This is a genomic window from Terrabacter sp. NPDC080008 (assembly GCF_040702505.1).
GTDB lineage: Bacteria > Actinomycetota > Actinomycetes > Actinomycetales > Dermatophilaceae > Terrabacter.
This window is the reverse complement of the sequence record NZ_JBFBLC010000001.1, coordinates 848686-866224: the sequence shown is the minus strand read 5'-3', so window position 1 is coordinate 866224 and position 17539 is coordinate 848686. Positions and strand designations below refer to the sequence as shown.

Annotated in this window: 15 protein-coding genes and 1 riboswitch; of the genes, 7 read left to right on the top strand and 8 right to left on the bottom strand. The window is 74.2% G+C overall.

From position 1 onward, the window contains the following. Genes AB0316_RS04010 through AB0316_RS04000 form a run of 3 tightly spaced genes read right to left on the bottom strand, consistent with a single transcriptional unit; the run spans position 1 to position 3531 of the window. A complete protein-coding gene (locus AB0316_RS04010) occupies positions 1-540 on the bottom strand; it encodes a hypothetical protein (protein ID WP_366270654.1) in 540 nt (179 codons plus the stop codon). A 56-nt stretch (positions 541-596) separates the two neighbouring features. Then, positions 597-2936 (bottom strand): ATP-binding cassette domain-containing protein, encoded by a 2340-nt coding sequence (locus AB0316_RS04005; protein WP_366270652.1) that lies wholly within the window; start codon positions 2934-2936, stop codon positions 597-599. Continuing rightward, the gene (locus AB0316_RS04000) at positions 2917-3531 is read right to left on the bottom strand and encodes an ECF transporter S component (protein ID WP_366270651.1); all 615 of its coding nucleotides are present in this window, start codon (positions 3529-3531) and stop codon (positions 2917-2919) included. The genes AB0316_RS04005 and AB0316_RS04000 overlap by 20 nt, the downstream gene beginning before the upstream one ends. Positions 3532-3619: 88 nt before the next feature. Beyond that, positions 3620-3736: riboswitch (TPP riboswitch) on the bottom strand. A gap of 73 nt (positions 3737-3809) precedes the next feature. On the opposite strand from AB0316_RS04000, the gene AB0316_RS03995 reads away from it, so the two are divergent. Then, positions 3810-4286 carry a DUF4235 domain-containing protein gene (locus tag AB0316_RS03995; protein ID WP_366270649.1) on the top strand — a complete coding sequence of 159 codons (477 nt, stop codon included), beginning with the start codon at positions 3810-3812 and terminating at the stop codon, positions 4284-4286. Positions 4287-4447: 161 nt separating this feature from the next. After that, positions 4448-7162: a pyruvate, phosphate dikinase gene (ppdK, locus tag AB0316_RS03990; RefSeq protein ID WP_366270647.1), complete on the top strand. Its 2715-nt coding sequence runs from the start codon at positions 4448-4450 to the stop codon at positions 7160-7162. Positions 7163-7385: 223 nt separating this feature from the next. On the opposite strand, the gene AB0316_RS03985 is transcribed toward ppdK, so the two are convergent. Continuing rightward, entirely contained in the window at positions 7386-8405 is a 1020-nt protein-coding gene (locus AB0316_RS03985) for a zinc-dependent alcohol dehydrogenase family protein (RefSeq protein WP_366270645.1), read from the bottom strand. Positions 8406-8563: 158 nt separating this feature from the next. On the opposite strand from AB0316_RS03985, the gene AB0316_RS03980 reads away from it, so the two are divergent. The 3 genes from AB0316_RS03980 (at position 8564) to AB0316_RS03970 (ending at position 10760) form a co-directional block, all read left to right on the top strand. Next, positions 8564-9100: a DUF1918 domain-containing protein gene (locus AB0316_RS03980; protein WP_366270643.1), complete on the top strand. Its 537-nt coding sequence runs from the start codon at positions 8564-8566 to the stop codon at positions 9098-9100. Next, a complete protein-coding gene (locus tag AB0316_RS03975; protein WP_366270641.1) occupies positions 9100-10479 on the top strand; it encodes an MBL fold metallo-hydrolase in 1380 nt (459 codons plus the stop codon). Before AB0316_RS03980 ends, AB0316_RS03975 begins: the two co-directional genes overlap by 1 nt. Before the next feature lie 74 nt (positions 10480-10553). Next, a complete protein-coding gene (locus AB0316_RS03970; protein WP_366270640.1) occupies positions 10554-10760 on the top strand; it encodes a DUF1918 domain-containing protein in 207 nt (68 codons plus the stop codon). A gap of 22 nt (positions 10761-10782) precedes the next feature. Here AB0316_RS03970 and hutI read toward each other — a convergent pair whose 3' ends face one another. From hutI to AB0316_RS03955, 3 genes are read right to left on the bottom strand one after another with little or no spacing between them, the layout of a single operon-like run. Beyond that, positions 10783-11988: an imidazolonepropionase gene (gene hutI, locus AB0316_RS03965; protein ID WP_366270638.1), complete on the bottom strand. Its 1206-nt coding sequence runs from the start codon at positions 11986-11988 to the stop codon at positions 10783-10785. After that, a complete protein-coding gene (locus tag AB0316_RS03960; RefSeq protein ID WP_366270637.1) occupies positions 11985-13319 on the bottom strand; it encodes a formimidoylglutamate deiminase in 1335 nt (444 codons plus the stop codon). Before AB0316_RS03960 ends, hutI begins: the two co-directional genes overlap by 4 nt. After that, positions 13316-14578, bottom strand: a complete 1263-nt coding sequence (locus tag AB0316_RS03955) for an allantoate amidohydrolase (protein ID WP_366270635.1) — start codon at positions 14576-14578, stop codon at positions 13316-13318. The genes AB0316_RS03960 and AB0316_RS03955 overlap by 4 nt, the downstream gene beginning before the upstream one ends. A gap of 56 nt (positions 14579-14634) precedes the next feature. On the opposite strand from AB0316_RS03955, the gene AB0316_RS03950 reads away from it, so the two are divergent. Then, a complete protein-coding gene (locus AB0316_RS03950; RefSeq protein ID WP_366270634.1) occupies positions 14635-15123 on the top strand; it encodes a YbaK/EbsC family protein in 489 nt (162 codons plus the stop codon). Positions 15124-15277: 154 nt separating this feature from the next. Beyond that, positions 15278-15655 carry a DUF2256 and DUF3253 domain-containing protein gene (locus tag AB0316_RS03945; protein ID WP_366270633.1) on the top strand — a complete coding sequence of 126 codons (378 nt, stop codon included), beginning with the start codon at positions 15278-15280 and terminating at the stop codon, positions 15653-15655. Between the two features lie 95 nt (positions 15656-15750). Here AB0316_RS03945 and hutU read toward each other — a convergent pair whose 3' ends face one another. Further along, positions 15751-17406, bottom strand: coding sequence for a urocanate hydratase (gene hutU, locus AB0316_RS03940; protein ID WP_366270631.1), 1656 nt, complete (start codon positions 17404-17406; stop codon positions 15751-15753). Positions 17407-17539 lie beyond the last annotated feature (133 nt).

Genomic DNA, 17539 nt, shown 5'->3' with positions numbered 1-17539 from the left:
TCACAGACCCTTCACGGTGACGCCGCTCAGGCACTCGAGGCCGGTCTTGGGGCCGGTGTGGAAGTCGGGGATCGAGACCGGGGCGGTGGCTCCGGCCGCGAGCTTCACGTCGACCTCCTTGCTGGCGACATTCGAGCTGTCGGAGGCCTTGACGAGGAAGACGGCGACGGTGAACGTGTGCTCCTGCGTGTCGGAGTTCTTCAGGGTGCCGGTGAAGCTCCACGAGTTCCCGGTGGGCACGCACTTCGCGTCGCTCAGGCTCGAGGACGCGTCGAAGAGGCCGCCGTCGCTCGCCGCCGTGGAGTCGGTCGGGTCGGGCACGTCGGCGCCCGGGGTGTCGAGCGTGATGGTCGGCTGCACCGGCACGCTGACCGTGGGGAGCATGGTGTCGTCCGGGGACTGTGCGGGCGCCGGCTGCCCGCACGCGGACAGCGCCAGCACGAGCGCGACGGAGCCGCCGAGGGCGAGCGACGGCACGGCATACGCCCGTGGGCGAGGGCGGCGTGTGGGTCGCTCCGGCAGTCGGCCTGGCTTGGGCACGTGCGGGCCCCTTCCTGTCGCGAGGTGTGCGCCGCCCATTGTGCCTCGCGCGGTGCTCAGGGCAGCAGCAGCCGGGCCGCGACGGCCACGGCGACGACGAGCAGTCCCGCGCCGAGCGCGAGCGAGTCGGGCAGACGCCACGGGGCGGGGCCGGCCCAGGTGCGCCGCCGCGCCTCGGCGAAGCCCCGGGCGTCCATGGCCAGGGCGAGGGCCGAGGCCTGGCCGAGCGCGCCGATGAGCAGGCCGCCGGTGACGACGACCGCCTCGCGGGCCCGGCCGGCCGGGCCGTGGTCGGCGTGGATGCCCCGCACCCGCCGGGTGGCCATCAGCTCGGCCCACAGCGCGTCGAAGACCTGGAGCCGCTGGAGCGCGGCCGTGGCCGCCACCACGGGACGGGCCGGGAGCCGCAGCCGCTGCGCCAGGTGGTCGCCGAGGCCCTCCGGCTCGAGGTAGCCGACGACGACGGCCGAGGGCACGAGCAGGCACAGCACCCGCAGCGCAGCGCCGGAGGCCACCTCCAGGTCCCGGCCGCCGAGCAGCCATGCCGACCACGCCACCCCGGCGACGGCGAGAGCTGCCGGGGCGAGGCGGGCGAGCACCCCGCGCAGGCGCCCCTCCGGCGCGCGCCCGACCCCTGGTGCGAGCAGGCCGAGGAGTCCCAGGACGATCTCGGCGGCGAGCACGACCAGTCCCTGGCGCCAGGAGTCGAGCAGGGCCGGCAGGGGCAGCACGCACAATGCGGCGGCGAGCAGGGCGAGCGGGCCGACGCGGGCGAGCAGCGGTCGCCGCTCGGGCTCCGGGTCGGGTGGGGGCTGGGTGGGGGCCGTGACGCGGACGACCCGGTCGGCGTCGTCCACCACGCCGGGGTCGTGGGTGGTGACCACGACGGCGGCCCCCTCCTCGCGCGCCGCCGCCAGCACTCCCGAGACGGCCGCCCAGGTGAGGCGGTCCTGCCCGACGGTCGGCTCGTCGGCGAGCACGAGGGCCGGGGCGTGGGACACCGCCGAGGCCATGGCCAGGCGACGCTGCTCCCCGCCCGAGAGCTGGCGCGGGTCTGCGTCGGCGAGGTGGGCGAGACCGAGCGCCTCGAGCAGGGCGTCGGCCCGGCGCCCGGCCACCTCCGGGTCCTGGCCGAGAGCCCGCGGCGTCGTCAGCACGTCGTCACGGACGGTGCGGCCCACGAGAGCGGTCGCGGCCCGCTGCGGCACCCACGCCACGACGCGCGCCAGGTCGCGCGAGGGCCACTCGTGCAGTGGCGTGGGGGGCTGGGAGCCGCGACGGTCGTCGACCGTCCCGGGCGGTGTCAGTACCGGCGCGACGTCGACCGCACCGCCGGCGGGCGCGAGCAGGCCGCCGAGCGCCGCCATGAGTGAGGACTTGCCGGCGCCGCTCGGCCCCACGAGGGCCACCGACTGGCCGGCGCGCGCGTCGAGGTCGGCCCCCTCGGCGGCGAGCGTGGTGCGAGAGCGTTCGCCGAGTCGTCGGCTGCGGTGCTCGACCCGGACGTCGGTGGCGCCGGCCACGACACGGCCCGGCGTGACCGTGCCCGCCGCGGCACCCGGCATACCTTCGAGCGCGACGGTGAGCGGCTCGGGGTCGGGCACTCCCGGGACCCAGATGCCCTGCGCCGCAAGGGCGCTCCCCCGCTCGGCGAGGACCGTGCGCGGCTCGCCGTCGGCCACGACCGCGCCGGCCGCGTCGAGCACGACGAGTCGGTCGACGAGGTCGAGCCAGCCCTCCAGCCGGTGCTCGACGACGACGAGGGTGAGCCCGCGACGCCCGACGACGTCGGCCACGAGGGTGCGGACTTCTGTCGCCGTGGCGGCATCGAGCATCGCCGTCGGCTCGTCGAGCAGCAGGACCGAGGGCTCCATGACGAGCGCACCGGCGAGGGCGAGGCGCTGCGACTCGCCGCCGCTCAGCGTCGTGGGCGGGCTGTCGGGCGGCATGGTCAGCCCCACCTCGCGCAGCGCCGCGTCGACGCGGCCCTGCATCTGCTCCCGGGGCAGCGACACGTTCTCCAGCCCGAAGGCCACGTCCCGGCCGATGCTCGAGGCCACGACGCCGGCACCCGGGTCCTGGAGCACGAGCCCCACCGCGCCCGGAACCTGTTGCGGCGCACGGCCGCCCACAGTGACGCTGCCCGACAGGTCACCGGAGTCCGCCGTCAGGAGCAGCCCGGCGACGGCACGCAGCAGGGTGGACTTGCCCGAGCCGCTGGGTCCGGCGAGCAGCACCCGCTGGCCCGGCTCGATGACGAGGTCGAGGGCGTCGAGGACCGGACGTGAGCGACCGAACGGCCGGCACGTCAGGCCCTGCACGCGTATGTCGACGCCCACCGCCCGGGAGTCCCGCGGGTGGCCCAGCTCAGCGTGCTCAGACGGCGCGCTGCTCACGGACCTCCTGTCCCGGCGGGAAGGGGCCCAGGGCGCCGGCCGTGGCGAGCAGGCGCGTCAGGCCCACCGCGAGCAGCGAGCCGAAGACCGCGACGCAGCCGCCGAGCAGGAAGAGGTAGGCGATCTTGTAGCCCCAGCCCCAGTCGGTCCAGTACGAGTACCACTCGTAGACGGCCTCGAACGCGCCGCCGAGGAAGCCGCCGAGCAGCAGCGGCGCCCAGCGGTAGACGGCATACCCGAAGGCGGCGAAGCCGAGCTCGACGCCGAGCCCCTGCACGAGGCCCGAGACGAGCGTGGTCAGGCCCCACTGGGTGCCGATGAGCGCGGACACGATGGCCGCGATCAGCTCGGTGAAGACGGCCGCGCCGGGGCGCCGGATGATGAGGATCCCGACGATGCCGGCCACGAGCCAGGGCCAGTTGAAGAGCGCCCCGAGCGGCGGGAAGCCGGCCGAGACGGCGCCGGACGGGGCGGCGTAGACGAGCCCCCAGGCCCAGTAGGCGACGCCGAAGGCGACCCCGAGGAAGGCGCAGGTGAGCAGGTCGATGGTGCGCCAGCGGGTCAGCGGCCCGCTCGCGGTGATGGTGGTGGGCATGGTGTGTCTCCCGGGTTCCAGTGATGACGAGTGGATACCTGGGGGAAGCCGCCCGCCCGGACACGTCGATGACGTATGCCGTGCGGTGGCCTGAGAAATACCGACTTCCTTCGCCGGTGCTAACCGGAGCAGGTTCGAGGGTCTGCGGCTCGGCCCGTCGGGCTGCCGCACTCTCAGCGCGTCTCGCGCTCCCCTGTCGTGATGGGTGGGTGGTGCTCTTCAGTTGTGCAGCGCACTCTACCCGTGAGGGCTGGGCGCGGCGTGGGTACAGTCAGCGCATGGCTTCCAAGGACACGAAGAAGGCGCTCTCGAAGGCGTCCGACAAGGCTGCTGCCAAGGCCGAGGCCACGCAGCACACGCCGGTCGGCGGTCCCGTCTGGAAGCTCCTGAGCGTGGGCACCACCATCATCGCGACGAAGCTCGCGACCGACGCCGCGCAGAAGGGGTGGAAGCTCGCCACCGGCCGCAACGTGCCGGTCAAGGGCGACTTCGAGCGCGAGCGCACCCGCGACGTCATCCTCTTCACGGCGCTGTCCTCGATGGCGGTCGCCGCGGCCCGGGTCGCCGCCGAGCGCGGGGCCGCGACGTACTACCGCCGTTCGACCGGCCACCTGCCCAAGGCGCTCGAGGAGGACAAGGTGTCGCCGAAGGACGAGAAGGCCGCGCGCAAGATGGCCAAGGCGAAGGCGAAGGCCACGGCCAAGTCTGAGCACAAGCTGCAGAAGGCCATCGACAAGGCCACCGGCCGCCGCTAGCCCGTCTGCCGGCCCGGGCCGGTCAGCCGGCCCGCCCTCCCGTCGGGACCAAAGCCCCTGTCCTGTACGGGGCGCCCCGCAGCACGCTCGACTCGTCGACAGGGTTGCGGTGCCCCAACCCGCAGCCCTGTCGTCGGCTGGTCGCGAGCACTGGAGGGGCGATGACGACGACATCCGAGCGAACCGCACGAGGGCCTCTCGTGCTCGAGCTGCACGAGGGCGACCGGACGATGGCGGCCCTGCTGGGTGGCAAGGGGGCCGGACTCGCCGAGATGTCGCGGCTGGGGCTGCCGGTGCCTCCCGGCTTCATCATCACGACCGAGGCCTGCCGGGCCTGGCTCTCGGGCGGCGGGGAGCCGGACGGCCTCTGGGACCAGGTCGAGTCGGCCCTGGGCGACCTCGAGCGCCGGTCGCGGCTGCGGTTCGGCGACCCGGGCGCGCCGCTGCTCGTGTCGGTGCGCTCGGGCGCCCGCTTCTCGATGCCGGGGATGATGGAGACGGTCCTCGACGTCGGGATGACCGACGCCGTCGCGGCCGCGCTCGTCGCCCGTGGCGAGGCCCGCTTCGCCTGGGACAGCTACCGCCGGCTCGTGCAGATGTACGGCCGGACGGTGCTCGGGATCGACGGCGGCCTGTTCGACGCCCGGCTGATGGACCTGCGCGCCGAGCTCGGGGCGGCGACTGACGCCGACCTGGACGCGGCGGCGCTCGAGCGCCTGACCGGAGAGTTCCGCGGGATCGTCGTCGAGCACGCCGGGGCTGACGTGCCGCAGGAGCCGCGCGAGCAGCTGCGCCACGCCGTCGTGGCCGTCTTCGCGTCGTGGAACGGTGAGCGGGCCCGGCTCTACCGGGCGCACGAGGGCATCCCGGACGACCTGGGCACGGCCGTCAACATCGTGCAGATGGTGTTCGGCAACCGCGGCGAGCGCTCGGGCAGTGGCGTCTGCTTCACCCGTGACCCGGTGAGCGGGGCGCCCGGCGCCTTCGGCGACTACCTGCCCGACGCCCAGGGCGAGGACGTCGTGAGCGGCAGCCGCAGCCCGATGGACCTCTCCGAGCTCGGCCGCCGCGAGCCGCAGCTGCTCCGGGAGCTGAGCGAGCACCTGCGCACCCTCGAGAAGCACTACCGCGACCTGTGCGACGTCGAGTTCACCGTGGAGCGGGGACGGCTGTGGATCCTGCAGACCCGCCTGGGCAAGCGCAGCCCCGCCGCGGCCTACCGGATCGCCGTCGAGCTCGCCGACGAGGGCGTCATCGACCTCGACGAGGCCCTGACCCGGGTCGACGGCACGCAGCTGCAGACCCTGCTGCACCCGACCTTCGCCGTCCGCGAGGACCTGACCCCGCTGGCCACCGGCCTGCCGGCGAGCCCCGGGGCGGCATACGGCCAGCTCGTCTTCGACTCGGCGACGGCCATGGCGTGGACGGCACTGGGCCGGCAGGTCGTGCTCGCCCGCCCCGAGACGAGCCCAGACGACTTCGGCGGGCTGCTGGCGGCTCGCGCCGTCATCACCTCGCGGGGCGGGCTCACCTCGCACGCGGCCGTGGTGGCCCGGGGCCTCGGGCGCACCTGCGTCACGGGCGTCGAGGGCCTGGTCGTCGACCCCGTCGAACGGGTCGCGTCGCTGCCCGGCGGGGTCACCCTTCCCGAGGGCACGGTCGTCTCGGTCGACGGGACTGCCGGCGAGATCTATGCCGGGCAGCGCGAGATCGAGCCCAGCCCCGTCGCCACGGCGATCGAGCGGGGTGAGACGCACAGCGACGACCCGACCGTACGCGCCGTGCTGGCGCTGCTCGCCCACGCCGACGGGCGGCGTCGGCTCGGAGTCATGGCCAACGCCGAGACGCCGGACGAGGCGGTCGCGGCACGGCGCTTCGGCGCCGAGGGGATCGGCCTGTGCCGCACCGAGCACATGCTCCTCGGCGAGCGCCGGATCCTCGTCGAGCGCCTCGTCACCGACGAGGACCGCGAAGGCGCCCTCGCCGAGATCGAGGCGCTCGCGCACGCCGAGTTCAGCGCCCTGCTCGAGACGATGGAGGGCCTGCCGGTCGTCGTACGCCTCCTCGACCCGCCGCTGCACGAGTTCCTCCCCGACCTGGTGGAGCTCTCGGTCGAGGTCGCACGGGCGGAGGAGCGTGGCGGCGTGGCCCCGGACCTGGAGCGGCGGCTCGCGACGACCCGCCGGTGGCACGAGTCCAACCCCATGCTGGGCCTGCGCGGGGTGCGGCTGCTGACGGTCCTGCCGCAGATCATCGACGCGCAGGTGCGGGCGCTCGCCGAGGCCACCGTCGAGCTGCGCGACCGGGGTCACGACGTGCGGCCCGAGCTCATGGTGCCGCTCGTCGCGGACGTCGCCGAGCTGGTGGCGGCCCGGACCCGGATGGAGGGCATCGTCGCCGACGTCGCCCGCACGCACGGCGCCGCGCTGCACCTGCCGATCGGGGTGATGGTCGAGCTGCCGCGCGCGGCCCTCACGGCGGCCGAGCTGGCCCAGCACGCCGGCTTCTCCTTCGGCACGAACGACCTCACCCAGACCACGTGGGGCATCTCCCGCGACGACGCCGAGGCCAACTTCCTCGCGGCCTACCGCGACGCCAACATCCTTGCGACCGACCCGTTCAAGACCATCGACGAGTCCGGAGTGGGAGCGCTCGTGGAGCTCGCCGCGCGGGACGGCCGTCGCGCCTGTCCCGGTCTGGGGCTCGGGGCGTGTGGCGAGCACGCCGGCGACCCGGCCTCGATCGCCTTCTTCGCCCGCGTCGGCGTCGACTACCTGTCGTGCTCGCCGCCGCGGATCCCCGTCGTGCGTCTCGAGGCCGGGCGCCAGGCCGTGCTGCTGTCGGGCGCGTCGCGCGGCACGTCCGACACCCGCTGACTGGGACTCAGCGCGCTCTCGACCGTGACCGAGCGCGCTCTCGACGGTGACCGAGCGCGCTCTCGTGACTCAAGAGGGCGGCATACGCCATCTCCTACAACTCGAGAGCGCACTCAGCCCCACCCGTCCCACGCGTTCGTGTGACAGACGGGACGACACGCGCTCTTGACTGTGACCGAGCGCGCTCTCGAGTGGGACGACACGCGCTCTCGACGGGGGTGGGTCAGGCGGTGTGGTCGGGCAGGAGGACCGCCGCGCCGTGGATCCGGCCGGTCTCGAGGTCCTCGAGCGCCCGGTCGGCCCGGTCGAGTGGCATCGGCGTCGTCGTCACCTGCAGGTGCAGGCGCTCGGCGAGCAGCAGGAACTCCTCGCCGTCCTGCCGGGTGTTGCTCGTGACACTGCGCAGGCTCCGCTCGCGGAAGAGATGGCGCTGGTAGTCGAGCACCGGCACGTCGCTGAGGTGGATCCCGGCCAGGGCCAATGTGCCGCCCGGCCCGAGCGCCTCCAACGCGGTCGGGACGAGCTCGCCGGCGGGCGCGAAGAGGATGGCGGCATCCAGTGGGACCGGCGGGGCGTCGTGCGCCTCCCCGACGGAGGCCGCGCCGAGGTCCTCGGCCAGCGCCCGCGCCGCGGCGCCGCGGGTCAGCACGTGCACCTCGGCACCCTGGGCGATCGCGACCTGCGCGGTGAGGTGGGCGCTCGCGCCGAAGCCGTAGATGCCGAGCCGACCGCCCGGTGGCAGCTCGGCCCGGCGCAGCGAGCGGTAGCCGATGATCCCGGCACACAGCAGGGGCGCCGCGTCGGCGTCGGAGAACGACGCGGGGACGCGGTAGGCGTACGCCTCCGGGACGACGGTCCACGGGGCGTAGCCGCCGTCGGCGTCCCAGCCGGTGTAGCGCGAGGACGGGCACAGGTTCTCCCGGCCCGAGCGGCACCAGCGGCAGGCGCCGCACGTCGTGCGCAGCCAGGCGACCCCGACCCGGTCGCCGGGGGTGAAACGGTGCGCGCCCTCACCGAGGACGGCCACCTCCCCCACGACCTCGTGCCCGGGCACGACCCGGTGCCGGTGCCGAGGCAGGTCCCCGGTGACGACGTGCAGGTCGGTGCGGCACACCCCGCACGCCCGGACGCGGACGAGCACCTCGCCGGGGCCGGGCTCGGGCACGGGCAGCTCGGCCCGCACGAGCGGGTGCCGCCGCAGCGGACCGGGCTCCTCGACCACCCACGCCTGCATCGACCTCATGGCTCGCCTCCTCGCGCACTGCCCCGATTGGACCCGCTCCGTCCCGTTCCCGGCAAGGGTCCAAGGTCCTCCGGCGGCCCGACCTCCGGCCCTTCGCACGCGGGCCGCCCGGTGCTGTGCTGGTGACACAGCCACCCGACCGGTCCGAGGAGGCCACCGTGAGAGCGCACGTGGGAGACCGCATCATCCTGGCGGCAGAGCACATCGACGAGCCCACCCGCGACGGCGAGGTGCTCGAGGTCCGTGGGACCGACGGCGGGCCGCCCTACGTCGTCAGGTGGGGAGACGGCCACACCGGGTTGATCTATCCGGGGCCGGGATCGGTGCTGCGCGTCGGCGCACCGGGGCAGGAGGAGCTGGTGACGGTGCCGTCCTCACCGCCCGGTGAGGCCCAGCACGCCGACGAGCCGAAGCAGGCCGAGCCGGTCCACTTCCGCGAGTGGCAGATCCGCGTCTCGCTCGTGGAGGCCGGGGACGACACCACCGCCACGGTGGTCCTCGTCGCGGACTCCCCCGACCGCCTGCGCGCCCGCGGCGCGAGCCACCGCTCCGCCGACGACACGGCCGAGCACGGGATCGGTGACGAGGTCGCGGTGGCCCGGGCACTGCGCCACCTCGCCGACGAGCTCATCGAGCACGCCGAGCACACCATCGAGAGGCGCACGGGCGAGGAGGCGCACGTCCGGGTGACGTGATGAGACCGGCGCTGACGTTCCTCGGGGCAGCCGGCACCGTCACGGGCAGCAAGTTCCTCGTCGAGAGCGGTCAGACCCGGCTCCTCGTGGACTGCGGCCTCTATCAGGGCGAGCGGCGCTGGCGCTCCCTCAACTGGGAGCCGCCCCCGGTGGACCCGGCGACCGTCGACGGCATCGCCCTGACCCACGCCCACCTCGACCACTGCGGCTACCTGCCGGCCCTCGTCCGGGGCGGCTTCGCCGGACCGGTGCACGCGACCTCCGGCACCGCCGCGCTCGCGGCCGTGGTCCTGCGCGACAGCGCCCACCTGCAGGAGGAGGAGGCCGAGGGCGCCCGGCGCGGCGGCTGGTCCAAGCACGACCCGCCCCTGCCGCTCTACACCGTCGCCGACGCCGAGAAAGCGATCGCAGCGCTGCGACCGCTGGGCGACGACCCTGCCGTATGCGTCAACGGCGCTCCCGGGGCCACCGTGACGTTCGTGCCCGCCGGCCACATCCTCGGCGCCTCGAGCGTCCTCGTCGAGACGGGTGGCTCCTCCGTGCTCTTCTCGGGCGACCTCGGCCGCCCGGACCACCCGGTGCTGCTGCCGCGGGCGCGTCCACCGGCGGCCCGCACCGTCGTCATCGAGTCGACCTACGGCGACCGGGCCCACGCCGGCGTCGACCCCGAGCACCGGGTCATGGCGGACGCGATCAGGCGCACGATCCGGCGCGGGGGCAGCGTCGTCGTCCCCGCCTTCGCCGTCGACCGCACCGAGGTGGTCCTGCTCGCGATCGCCGACCTCGTCGAGAGCGGTGCCGTGCCGGACGTGCCGGTGTGGGTGGACAGCCCGATGGCGCTCGCCGCGCTCGACATCTACCGGGATCCCGCCCACGCCGCCGAGGTGCGCCCCGAGGCCCTGGACCGGATCCGCCGCCTCCCCGGGCTGCGGACCGCCCACACCGCCGAGGAGTCGATCCGGCTCAACACGCCCGGCACCCCGTGCATCATCGTGTCGGCCTCGGGCATGGCGACCGGCGGCCGGGTCGTGCACCATCTGCGCCACCTGCTGCCGCAGGCGCGCAACACGGTGCTGCTGACCGGCTACCAGGCGGTCGGCACGCGCGGCCGGGACCTGCAGGAGGGCGCGCGCGAGCTGAAGATGGCCGGGCGCTACGTGCCGGTGCGCGCCGAGGTCGTCACGCTCGACGAGTTCTCGGTCCACGCCGACGCCGGCGAGCTGCTCGCCTGGCTCGACGAGCTGCCACGCCCACCGGAGAGCGTCCACGTCGTCCACGGGGAGCCGGCGGCCGCGCGGGCGCTGGCGGACGGCATACGCACGCGGTTGGACTGTGCCGTCTCGGTGCCGCGCCACGGCGAGCGGGTGCTGCTCGACTGAAGGCCGGCAAACCCTCGTCAGGGCGCCGCCGAGGTGGTGTCCTAGGAGGAGACCCCGGCGCGAGGAGGTGTGCCATGGAGGCACGGGTCGGTGACCGCATCACGATGGCGGCCGAGCACGTGGGCCAGCGGACCCGCGAGGGCACCATCCGCGAGGTCAAGGGCGCGGACGGCGGCCCGCCCTACGTCGTCGAATGGGCCGACGGGCACACGGGGATCATCCATCCCGGGCCCGGGTCGGTGCTGCGGTGCGAGCGCGCGGCGGAGACGGCGGGCTCGTAGCCCACCGGGCACCCGCGGTGGGTCACGCCCGCGGCAGGTCGAGGGCGCGGACGATCGGCACCCCGGCGCGGTACGCGAGGTGCAGGTGGGTCGGCGCGTCGATCACGGCCAGCTCGGCCGGCTGACCCGGCGCCACGCGGCGGTCGAGGCCGAGCGAGCGGCCCGAGACGGCCGTGGCGGCGTGCAGCGCCTCGGCGGGGGTCAGTCCCATCTCGCGCACCGCGAGCGCGATCGCGAACGGGATCGACGACGAGTAGCAGGTGCCGGGGTTGCAGTCGCTGGCGAGCGCGACGTCGACCCCGGCGTCGATCAGCCGCCGCGCGTCCGGATAGGGCGAGCGGGTCGAGAACTCGACGCCGGGCAGCAGGGTCGCGACGGTCGTGCCGCGGGCTGCGGCGAGGGCCTCGACGTCGGCGTCGCTCAGGTAGGTGCAGTGGTCGACGCTGCGGGCGCCGAGCTCGCAGGCGAGCTGGACGCCGGGACCGTGGCCGAGCTGGTTGCCGTGGACCCGCAGCGCGAGACCGGCTGCGCGCCCGGCCTCCAGGACCGTGCGCGCCTCGTCGCCGTCGAAGGCGTGGGCCGAGTGCGGCTCGCAGAAGACGTCGATGCTCTCGGCGAGCGCCGTGGGGCCGTCGGCGACGACCGCGGCCAGCATCGGACCGGTGACGAGGTCGACGTAGGCCGCCCGGTCCGAGGCGTACTCCCGTGGCACGACGTGCGCCCCGAGGAAGGTCGTGTGCGGGGTGAGCTCGCGGGCGATGCGGAGGCTGCGCAGCTCGTCCTCGAGCGTCAGGCCGTAGCCGCTCTTGATCTCGACGGTCGTCGTGCCCTGGGCGCGCATCTCGGCGACCCGGGCGGCGACGAGGGCACGCAGCTCGTCGTCGCTCGCCGCGCGGGTGGCCGCGACGGAGACGGCGATGCCACCGCCGTCGTAGGGCGTGCCGGTCATGCGCGCCGCGAACTCCGCGGAGCGGTCGCCGGCGAAGACGAGGTGCGAGTGGGAGTCGACGAAGCCGGGGATGACGGCGCGGCCGCCGAGGTCGCGCCGCTCGTCGGCGTCGGGGGCCCTGTCGGCCGGGCCCACCCACTCGACGAGGCCGTCGTCCGAGATGACGAGCGCGGCGTCACGGACGACGCCGAGCAGCGCGTCCCCGGGGTCGGCGTGATTGTGCGCGTGGACGGGGTCGTTGGTGGTCAGCTCCGCGATGCCGCTGAGGAGCAGGCTCACGTGAGGGCACCCACCGTGAGCCGCTCGATGGCCCCGACGAGCATCCGGCCGACGTCGCCCATCCGGTGCTGGCCGTCGCTGACGACGACGTCTCCCCCGACGACCACGGTGGAGACGTCGGAGGCGACACAGGCGTAGATGATCTGGTCGCGCGCGGCACCGGCGGTGTTGACGGTGTCGGTGCGCACGGTGACGAAGTCGGCCAGCGCCCCCTTGCTCAGGTGGCCGCCGTCGGACCAGCCCAGTGAGCGGTAGCCGTTGAAGGAGGCCGCGAGGAGCAGGTCGTTGGCCGAGAAGCGGTCGCGCTCGTTGGTCACGAGCCGCTCGTGCATCTCCATGCCGCGCAGCTCCTCGAACGGGTCGATGACGACGTGCTGGTCGGAGCCCAGCGAGAGCGGGCTGCCGGCGTCGTGCAGGGCCCGTGCCGGGCCGATGCCGTCGGCGAGGTCGCGCTCGGTCGTCGGGCAGAAGCACGCGCCGGTGCCCGTCCCGCCGAGCAGTTCGATGTCGTGGTCCTCGAGGTGCGTGGCGTGCACGGCGGTCGAGTGCGCGCCGAGGGCGCCGGCCTCGTCGAGCAGCTGGGTCGGGGTCGCGCCGTAGTACATCTGGCACGCGAGGTTCTCGCCGTGCTGCTCCGACAGGTGCACGTGCAGCGGCAGGTCTCCGGCCGCCTCGACGACCCTCGGCAGGTCCTCGCGCCGGACGGCCCGCACCGAGTGGATGGCGGCGCCGAGGCGCACCCGCTCGGTCGCCGGGCGGCGTGCCGACATCCGCGCGGCCCACGCCTCGACGGTGCCGTCGCTGAACCGGCGCTGGCCGGGGTGCAGCTCGACGTGACCGCCGCCGTTGAGGCCGCCCTCGAGGTAGCAGGTGTCGAGCAGGGTCAGCCGGATGCCGGCCTCGTCGGCGGCCTGGCGGACCGCGAGCCCCATCGCGTTCGGGTCGCCGTAGGGGTGGCCCCCGGGGCGGTGGTGGACGTAGTGGAACTCCCCCACCACGGTGATCCCGGCGAGCACCATCTCGGCGAAGACGGCCCGCGCGAGCGCAAGGTAGGTGTCGGGGTTGAGCTGCTCCGCGGCGGCATACATCTGCTCACGCCAGCTCCAGAAGTTCCCGCCGCCGCCGTTGGCGCGCCCGCGCAGGGCGCGGTGGAAGGCGTGGCTGTGCGCGTTGGCCATGCCCGGGAGCGTGACGCCGGCGAGCCGGACGTCGCCGGGCTCGGGGTCAGCGTCGACGAGGACGTCCTTGAAGATCCCGTCCTGCGTCACGAGCCGAACACGGTTGGCGAATCCTCCTGTAAGCCAGGCACTTTCGCACCAGAAGGTCGTCATGCGGTGTCCCCTGTCGAGTCGGCGGCCCGCTCCGCGCTCAGTTCGGTCACGACAGCGGTGAGAGCCATGACCCCATGGTGGCAGTCCTCGGGGCTCGCGAACTCGCTGGGTGAGTGCGAAACGCCGGTGGGGTTGCGCACGAAGAGCATGGCGCTCGGAACCCCGTGGGTGGCGAGGACCCCTGCGTCGTGGCCGGCGCCCGTGCCGAGCAGTGGTGCGTCGGGGAGTATGCCGTGCAGCCGCTCCACGAGGCCGTCGTCGAAGGCCGTCGTCGGGGTCCACGACTCCTCCCTAGTCGTCGCGCCGAAGCCGGCGGCCTCCTTGGTGACCGCCTCGACGGCGGCGCGCACGGCTTCCTCGCGCTGCCCGCGCGCGTCGAGCCAGGCCGTCACGTGGCTGGGGATGGCGTTGACGCCGCCTGGGACGACGTGCACCTTCCCGACGGTGGCCACGCAGCCGAGCGCGACGGCATACGACCTCGCGGACTGCACGACGGTGGCGAGCCCGAGCATCGCGTCGCGGCGGTCCTCCATGCGGGTGGTGCCGGCGTGGTTGGCCTCGCCCGGCAGGTCGATGCGCCAGCGGCCGTGCGGCCAGATGTCGGTGCCGACCGCGACGGCACGGGACGGGTCGGTGAGGTCGTCGCCACCGTCGGGGGCGACGGCGAGGGCCTTGCCCTGCTCGACGTGCAGCTCGACGAAGGCGGCGACGCGGCCCAGGGCCTCGTCGTCTCGGCCGAGAGAGTCGGGGTCGCGCCCGGCGCGGCGCCAGGCCTCGGCCAGGGAGACGCCGTCGGCGTCGGTGAGGCCGCGGGCACGGTCGGCGTCGAGGGCACCGGTGATGATGCGGGAGCCGGCGCAGGCGACGCCGAAGCGGGCCCCCTCCTCGTCGACGAAGTTGACGACGCCGAGCGGAACGGCGGGGTCGGTGCCGGCGGCACGCAGGGCGTCGACGGTCGCGAGGGCACTGACGACGCCGAGGGGGCCGTCGAAGGCTCCGCCGTCGGGCACGGAGTCGAGGTGCGAGCCGATGACGACGCCGGGAGTCGTGTCGGGGTCGCCCCACCAGCCCCACTGGTTGCCGGCGCGGTCCTCCACGAGGTCGAGGCCGCGAGCGGCGCACTGCCCGGCGAACCACTCGCGCAGGTCGTGGTCGGTGCGGGTCCAGGCAAAACGGCGGTAGCCACCGGTCCCGCCGTTTCTGCCGACGGGTTCGAGCTCGGCCCACATGCGGTCGAAGCTCTCGAAGGTCGTCGTCACGTCCGCTCCTCGCTCTGCCGGGCCCGGGGGCCTGTTCCGAAACTAGGCTGTCGCCCATGTCCTCCGACGAGATCAGCACCCCGGCGGTCGAGGCGGCACGCGCCGCCGGGATCCCGTTCACGGCCACCCGTCACGGACGCGTCGGCAGCCTCGCGGAGGCCGCCGCCGCCCGCGGCATCGAACCGCGCGACCTCATCAAGACGCTCGTCGTGCGGCGCGCCGAGGGCGACCACGTGTTCGTCCTCGTGCCCGGCGACCGCACGTTCTCCTGGGCCAAGGTGCGGGCGCTGCTCGGCACCAACCGGATCTCCATGCCCGACGCCGACACGGCCCTGGCGGTGACCGGCTACGAGCGCGGCACGATCACGCCCTTCGGGTCGCGCACCCGGCTGCCGGTCATCGCCGACAGCCACCTCGTCGGTCGCCGCATCTCCCTCGGCGGGGGCGCGCACGGTGTCGGGCTGACGCTCGAGGGCGACGACGTCATCCGCGTCTTCGACGCGACGGTCGCCGACATCTCCGACGAGGAGACCCGCAAGCCCTAGTCCCGCCGCCCCACTCCCCTCAACCGTCGAAAGGCCACGTGTGGCCCCTCTCCAACCGTCGAGAGGCCACGTCTGGCCCCCCTGCGACCGTCGAGAGGCCACGTGTGGCCCTCCGTCGACGGTCCAGAGGCCACGGTGGCCCAGACTGGGTGCCATGTCCCGCACCCCGCTGCCCACCAAGCCCTGCGCCCGCTGCGGCCGCACCATCACCTGGCGCAAGGCGTGGGCGCGCGACTGGGACTCGGTGCGCTGGTGCTCCGACAGCTGCCGCAAGCACGGCCTGCGGCCCGTCGACCTCCAGCTCCAGGACTCCCTCGAGGCGCTCCTCGACGCCCGCGCCCGGGACGCGTCGGCGTGCCCCAGCGAGGCCGCGCGTGCGGTCGGCGGCGATGACTGGCGCGAGCTCATGGAGCCGGCCCGCTCCGCCGCGCGGCGGCTCGTGGCCGCGGGGCGCGCCGAGATCACCCAGGGCGGGCAGGTCGTCGACCCGGACCACGCCAAGGGACCGATCAGGGTGCGCCGCCCCCGCTGACCCTGGTGACCAGGCTGACGGACCACGGTTCGATGTGTTCCGGGGTCACGCGTGACCCCGGAACACATCGACCCGGAGGCGGACGGCATACGCCCTCAGCCCTCCTGCATGGGGATGCGGACGCCGCGCTCGTGCGCGACCCGGTCGGCGATGTCGTAGCCGGCGTCGACGTGGCGGATGACGCCCATCCCGGGGTCGTTGGTCAGGACGCGCGCGAGCTTCTGGGCCGCGAGGTCCGTGCCGTCGGCGAGGGAGACCTGACCGGCGTGCAGGCTGCGGCCGATGCCGACGCCGCCGCCGTGGTGGATCGAGACCCAGCTCGCGCCCGAGCTCGTGTTGACGAGGGCGTTGAGCAGCGGCCAGTCGGCGATGGCGTCCGAGCCGTCGGCCATCGACTCGGTCTCGCGGTAGGGGCTGGCCACCGAACCGGAGTCGAGGTGATCGCGGCCGATGACGATCGGGGCGCTGACCTCGCCGGTGCGGACCAGCTCGTTGAACGCGAGGCCGGCCTTGTCGCGCTCGCCGTAGCCGAGCCAGCAGATGCGAGCAGGCAGGCCCTGGAAGGCGATTCGCTCCTGGGCGCCGCGGATCCACTTGTGCAGCCGGTCGTTGTCGGGGAAGAGGTCGAGCACGGCCTTGTCGGTCGCGGCGATGTCGCGCGGGTCGCCGGAGAGCGCCGCCCAGCGGAACGGGCCCTTGCCCTCGCAGAAGAGCGGCCGGATGTAGGCGGGCACGAAGCCGGGAAAGTTGAACGCGCGGTCGTAGCCACCGAGGCGCGCCTCGTCGCGGATCGAGTTGCCGTAGTCGAACACTTCGGCGCCGGCGTCCTGGAACTCGACCATCGCCTTGACGTGCTTGGCCATCGAGGCGCGGGCGCGGTCGGTGAAGTCCTCTGGCTTCTTCTCGGCGTACTCGTGCCAGTCGGCGAGGTCGACGCCCTCGGGCAGGTAGGACAGCGGGTCGTGGGCCGAGGTCTGGTCGGTGACGATGTCGATCTCGACGCCGCGGCGCAGCAGCTCGGGGAACACCTCGGCCGCGTTGCCGACGACGCCGACCGACCAGCCGCGCCGCTCGCGCTTGGCGGCGAGGGCCTTCTCGATCGCCTCGTCGAGGTTGTCGGCGACCTCGTCGAGATAGCGGTGCTCGACGCGGCGGTGCAGGCGGGCGGGGTCGACGTCGACGATGAGGCACGCACCGTCGTTGAGGGTGACGGCGAGCGGCTGCGCACCGCCCATCCCGCCGCAGCCACCGGTCAGGGTGAGCGTCCCGGCGAGCGTGCCGCCGAAGCGCTTCTCGGCGACGGCCGCGAACGTCTCGTAGGTGCCCTGCACGATGCCCTGCGTGCCGATGTAGATCCATGACCCGGCGGTCATCTGGCCGTACATCGTCAGCCCGAGGTGCTCGAGCCGGCGGAACTCCGGCCACGTCGCCCAGTCGCCGACGAGGTTGGAGTTGGCGATGAGCACGCGCGGCGCCCACTCGTGCGTCTGCATGACGCCGACCGGGCGGCCGCTCTGCACGAGCATCGTCTCGTCCTGCTTGAGCGTCGTCAGCGTGCGCACCATGGCGTCGAAGGACTTCCAGTCGCGCGCCGCGCGCCCGGTGCCGCCGTAGACGACGAGGTCGTCGGGCCGCTCGGCCACCTCGGGGTCGAGGTTGTTCATGAGCATCCGCAGCGGGGCCTCGGTGGCCCACGACTGCGCGGTCAGCTGCGTGCCGCGAGCCGCGCGGACGGGTCGTGCACCTTCCATGTCACTCTCCTTCGAGCGGGAAATCCTTGGGTATGCCGTGTGCTTCGTCTTCGTGGCGCGGGCCACGAATGGCCTCTCGACGGTCGAGGAGGGGCCATTCGTGGCCTTTCGACGGTTGAGGAGGGGCCAGACG

Excerpts from the sequence above, each read along its gene's own strand:
- AB0316_RS03975 (WP_366270641.1), top strand. The coding sequence starts at position 9,100 with ATGAGACCGGCGCTGACGTTCCTCGGGGCAGCCGGCACCGTCACGGGC.
- AB0316_RS03970 (WP_366270640.1), top strand. The coding sequence starts at position 10,554 with ATGGAGGCACGGGTCGGTGACCGCATCACGATGGCGGCCGAGCACGTG.
- AB0316_RS04000 (WP_366270651.1), bottom strand. The coding sequence starts at position 3,531 with ATGCCCACCACCATCACCGCGAGCGGGCCGCTGACCCGCTGGCGCACC.
- AB0316_RS03995 (WP_366270649.1), top strand. The coding sequence starts at position 3,810 with ATGGCTTCCAAGGACACGAAGAAGGCGCTCTCGAAGGCGTCCGACAAG.
- hutU (WP_366270631.1), bottom strand. The coding sequence starts at position 17,406 with ATGGAAGGTGCACGACCCGTCCGCGCGGCTCGCGGCACGCAGCTGACC.
- ppdK (WP_366270647.1), top strand. The coding sequence starts at position 4,448 with ATGACGACGACATCCGAGCGAACCGCACGAGGGCCTCTCGTGCTCGAG.
- AB0316_RS03950 (WP_366270634.1), top strand. The coding sequence starts at position 14,635 with ATGTCCTCCGACGAGATCAGCACCCCGGCGGTCGAGGCGGCACGCGCC.
- AB0316_RS03960 (WP_366270637.1), bottom strand. The coding sequence starts at position 13,319 with ATGACGACCTTCTGGTGCGAAAGTGCCTGGCTTACAGGAGGATTCGCC.
- AB0316_RS03945 (WP_366270633.1), top strand. The coding sequence starts at position 15,278 with ATGTCCCGCACCCCGCTGCCCACCAAGCCCTGCGCCCGCTGCGGCCGC.
- AB0316_RS03985 (WP_366270645.1), bottom strand. The coding sequence starts at position 8,405 with ATGAGGTCGATGCAGGCGTGGGTGGTCGAGGAGCCCGGTCCGCTGCGG.